Genomic DNA, 4,193 nt, shown 5'->3' with positions numbered 1-4,193 from the left:
CCCCGCCCGTCCGGTGCGGCCGCCCGCGCCGGACGGGCTCACCGGCCGGGCGCCGCTCCCCCTCGTCACCGGCTGAGCGCTCAGAGGGGCAGCAGGTCCGGCCGCTTGGCCTCGACGTGGTCCCCGGAGGACTCGCCGCGCAGCCGCCGTCCGATCCACGGGACGAGGTACTCGCGCGCCCAGTGGATGTCGTCGCGGCGCACCTCCAGCGTCCCGCGCTGTGCCTGCGGCGGCCACGCCTGGTCCGGGTCGGCCGGCACCTCGATACCGAGGACCTGGGCGGCCCGCAGCGCCACCCGGGTGTGCCCTTCGGGCGAGAGGTGCAGCCGGTCACCGTCCCAGGCGCGGCGGTCCTGCACCGACCGCAGGGACCACAGGTCCAGGACCGGGCAGTCGTAGCGGTCCGCGATGGCCCGGACATGGGCGGTGTACGTGGCGATCTTGCCGCGCAGGTGCCGGAGCACCGGAACGCCCCGGGTGTCGAAGCCGGTGGTGACCATGACCGTGCCGACCGAACGCGTCAGGTCGGCGACCGCGCGCTCGAAGCGTTCGGCCACGTCGTCGGGGTCGGTGCCGGGTCGGATGATGTCGTTGCCGCCCGCGCAGAAGCTCACCAGGTCCGGCGCCAGTTCCTTGGCGCGGGGTACCTGCTCCTCGACGATCTGGTCGAGGAGGCGTCCGCGTACGGCGAGATTGGCGTACCGGAAGTGTCCGGTGTCGCCCGCAGGGCCCGTCGCCGCGTCGGGGACAGGGAGCTGGTCCGCGAGGAGGACCGCGAAACGGTCCGCCCAGCCGACGAACGTCCCGTCGGGGCCGGGGTCTCCGACTCCCTCGGTGAAGCTGTCGCCTATCGCCGCGTACGACCCGATGATGCTGTGCTGTCTGTTTCTCGAATCGTCTGCCACGAGCACATATCTTGCACCTACGAATGTGACCTACGCGACCGTAATAAGGCCTTGACGGGTGGTGAGAAAAACCACCCCGTCAGATTTTGGTAAAGCCGGAATAAGAGGAGGGGCGGTGCGCAGCCGCGCACCGCCCCTCCTCTTGTGGCGATCGGTCCGCCTGTCCGGTGACGTCAGATGGAGACGCCGTGCGAACGCAGGTAGGCGATCGGGTCGACGTCCGAGCCGTAGCCCGGGCCGGTGCGGACCTCGAAGTGGAGGTGCGGACCGGTGGAGTTGCCGGTGGAGCCGGAGAGGCCTATCTGCTGGCCGCCGGTCACGGTCTGGCCGGCCGAGACGCCGAGCGAGGACAGGTGGGCGTACTGCGAGTACATGCCGTCGCTGTGCTGGATGACGATCTCGTTGCCGTACGCGCCGCTCCAGCCGGCCGAGACCACGGTGCCCGCGCCGACGGCCCGGAGGCGGCCTGGGAGTCGGATCCGGTGTGGTAGCCGCTGGACCAGCTGGCGCCGGACGCACGGTACTGGGTGGTGACGTTGGCGGAGGCCACCGGGGTGGTCCAGCCGGAGCTGTCCCCTTCCGAGGCCGGCTCGGAGGTCTCGGCGGCCGTGTTCTGTGCCGGGGCCGAAGCCTTCGGGGCGGACTTCTCCTCGGGGGCCGCTTCGGCCTTCGAGGGTGCGGTCCCGGCCGGAGCGGACGGGGTGGCCGCGCCGGACGCCTTCGCGCCCAGGGTCAGCTTCATGCCCGGGAAGATCAGGCTCGGGTTGTCACCGACGACGTCCCGGTTGTCCTGGTACAGCTTCTGCCAGCCGCCCTCGACCTTCTGGTCGGCCGCGATCTTCGAGAGGTAGTCGCCGGAGACCACGGAGTAGGTCTTCGGGGTGCTCGCCTCCGTCGCGGCGGCGGGCGTGCCCTGAGCGGCAGCGGTGGCCGCGGGCCTGACGGCGGGCGCGGCCTGCTCCGCCGCGTGCGCGCCGGTGGCGGCGAACAGCGGAAGGGCGAGGACGGCGCCGCCGGTCCCGGCGGCCAGGACGCCGCGGACGAGGGGACCGGACGCGGTACGGCGGTGCTTACCCTTTGCGGGCATGGGGGTTCCTCTCCGGCGCCTACGAGGTGAGCTGTCGGGTTCGGACTGGAGATGCCCGGCCGCGCGGAGCGCGACTTGACCCCGAGCCGTCCCGGATGACTCCGGTCGGCGACTTACCTGGTTCCCCCGCTCCTGCCACACGTGGGTCGATGCGGATTCCGGGCGGCGGCAGGATTAGGCGTTCCGTCCGGATTGACGGTGACGTTAAGCGAGCCGGGAGGCCCGGAACAAGCCGCAGCGTACGGCCGGGGAATCCGCCATTCCATTCCGTACGGGAATTCCGGTCACACTCCGTGGATTACCGATCTTGGCATTCCGCACGCCGTACGGAAGGGGCGCCGGGCATCTCACCACGCACCGTCACGGATATGATCCCGCTCACCCGCCCACCACTCCGCCCTTCACGAAAAGGGCGAGCTCTGCTAAATGCGTCAATCCGGACAGAGTTCATCGAACCTCCCCGTCGCGGCGGACGGACGTCGGGTCCGAGGCCGCACCGATTGCCTGATGCATCCATGTCGTATCGTCGCGGGCGTGCCCTCGTCGGCGAGCGGCGCCGACGCCAGACACCAGGAGACCTTGTGACGCAGCTGCCAGAGGTTCCGTCGACCGACATCGAACTGACCGGTGTCCGCAACTTCCGCGACGTGGGCGGGCTTCCGACGACCGACGGCCGCACGGTGCGGTACGGACGCCTCTACCGCAGCGGTCACCTCGCCCATGCCACCGAGTCCGACACCGCCTTCCTGGCCGGTCTCGGCCTGCACACGGTCTTCGACTTCCGCAACGCGGCCGACCACAAGCTCGACGGGTACGACGTGGAGCTGCCCGGCGTGCGTAATGTCAGCATTCCGCTCTCCGACCCGGCGGACGGCGCCGAGTTCTGGCGGCTGGTCCGTGACGGCGGCATCGAGCAGCTGCGCTCGATCCTCGCGGGCGGCAAGGGGGCGGACCGCATGATCGCCTCCTACCGGTCGATCATCACGGACCGCACCGCCGAACACAGCCGCGTCCTGCACGCCCTGGCCGAGGACAGCGTGCCGGCGCTGATGCACTGCGCCGCGGGCAAGGACCGCGCCGGTCTGACGATCGCGGTCGCGCTGCTCGCCGTCGGCGTGGAGAAGGAGGCCGTCGAGGCCGACTACCTCAAGTCCAACGACGCGCACCGCCGCTACAAGGTGCGGCGCAGCGACACCTCGGCGACGGGCATGTCCGACGAGGTCATGGAACTGCTCAATCCGCTCTTCGCGGCGCGCGCCGAGTACCTCGCCGCCGCGTTCACCACGATCGAGGAGACCTGGGGCGGCACGGACCGCTACCTGAGCGAGGGGCTGAAGGTCGCGCCGGAGACCCGCGAGAAGCTGCGTGAGCGCCTGGTCGAGGACGTCTGAGGCGCGGGCCCGGGCCAGTCGCACGAGACCGGCCGACGCGGGACGGTCCGGTCGCGGGCACCCGCGCCGCCCCTCGGGCGCACGCCTCCGGGCAGACGGCTCCGGGCCCGCCCGGTCAGCCCTCCCCGGCGACGGTGAACAGGATGTACAGGAAGCCGGCGATGACGTGCCCGGCCACGAGGTAGGCGAAGAGCCGGATGACGACTCCGCGCGGCATCCGGCGCTCCTGCGTCTCCTGCTTCTCCGGCCGGTACGGAGTGAGCGGGTCGTAGTGCTCTGAATCAGACATGGCAGTCCTCTCCTCCGCCCGCACGGGCCGGAAGGATCACGAAGGGGGTTCGGCGGGTCGGGGGCCGGCTTCAGAGCCGATGGATCCCGTTGCCCAGGCAGAGCTCGGCGGCGGAACTCTGCACCAGGGTGTGGACGAAGAGCAGCTGGGCGCCCGCCCGGTCGAGCGCCGCGATCCGGTGCGGGGTGAGCGAGTCGAAGTGCGCGCTGTCCCCGGCGTCGAGGTCGTGCAGCGACTCCCCCAGGGCGACCCGCAGGCGGCCCTCCAGGACGTACAGCCATTCCTCGCCGGGATGGACCCGCACGAGATCGCTCTCGGTGCCGTAGGGCACGTGGACGCGCAGGGCCTGCATCGCACGGCCCGACCCGCCCGCCTGCCGGTAGCGCCACCCGTCGGCCTCGGCGCCCGCGCCGAGGGGGCCGCCGCGGACGATCGCGTCACGGTCGGGCGGCGCCTCGCCGAGGAGCTCGGAGACCGTCGTACCGTAGATACGGGCGAGCCCGAGCAGCATCGGCAGCGAC

The 4,193-nt window shown here is 71.5% G+C and carries 4 protein-coding genes, 1 pseudogene and 1 riboswitch; of the genes and pseudogenes, 1 reads left to right on the top strand and 4 read right to left on the bottom strand.

Annotation, left to right across the window (positions count from 1 at the left end; all coding sequences use genetic code 11):
* Nucleotides 1-80 precede the first annotated feature (80 nt).
* Both IH13_RS0128695 and IH13_RS38720 read right to left on the bottom strand, forming a co-directional pair.
* Nucleotides 81-905: an SGNH/GDSL hydrolase family protein gene (locus IH13_RS0128695; RefSeq protein WP_031088914.1), complete on the bottom strand. Its 825-nt coding sequence runs from the start codon at nucleotides 903-905 to the stop codon at nucleotides 81-83.
* Between the two features lie 173 nt (nucleotides 906-1,078).
* Nucleotides 1,079-1,992, bottom strand: a pseudogene (locus IH13_RS38720) (M23 family metallopeptidase).
* Nucleotides 1,993-1,995: 3 nt separating this feature from the next.
* A riboswitch (cyclic di-AMP (ydaO/yuaA leader) is annotated at nucleotides 1,996-2,167 on the bottom strand.
* A 406-nt stretch (nucleotides 2,168-2,573) separates the two neighbouring features.
* Between IH13_RS38720 and IH13_RS0128685 the strand changes: the two are divergent.
* A complete protein-coding gene (locus IH13_RS0128685) occupies nucleotides 2,574-3,383 on the top strand; it encodes a tyrosine-protein phosphatase (protein WP_031088913.1) in 810 nt (269 codons plus the stop codon).
* A gap of 115 nt (nucleotides 3,384-3,498) precedes the next feature.
* Here IH13_RS0128685 and IH13_RS44090 read toward each other — a convergent pair whose 3' ends face one another.
* The gene (locus IH13_RS44090; protein ID WP_199814874.1) at nucleotides 3,499-3,672 is read right to left on the bottom strand and encodes a DUF6126 family protein; all 174 of its coding nucleotides are present in this window, start codon (nucleotides 3,670-3,672) and stop codon (nucleotides 3,499-3,501) included.
* A 70-nt stretch (nucleotides 3,673-3,742) separates the two neighbouring features.
* Nucleotides 3,743-4,193 (bottom strand): cupin domain-containing protein (locus IH13_RS0128675; protein ID WP_031088912.1); only part of this gene is annotated, 451 nt, incomplete at its 5' end.

The organism is Streptomyces sp. NRRL WC-3549 (assembly GCF_000721935.1).
In the GTDB taxonomy this organism is placed as follows: Bacteria; Actinomycetota; Actinomycetes; order Streptomycetales; family Streptomycetaceae; genus Streptomyces.
Note: the sequence above shows the minus strand (reverse complement) of the source record. Positions and strands in the feature narration are given on the sequence as shown.

Excerpts from the sequence above, each read along its gene's own strand:
- IH13_RS44090 (WP_199814874.1), bottom strand. The coding sequence starts at position 3,672 with ATGTCTGATTCAGAGCACTACGACCCGCTCACTCCGTACCGGCCGGAG.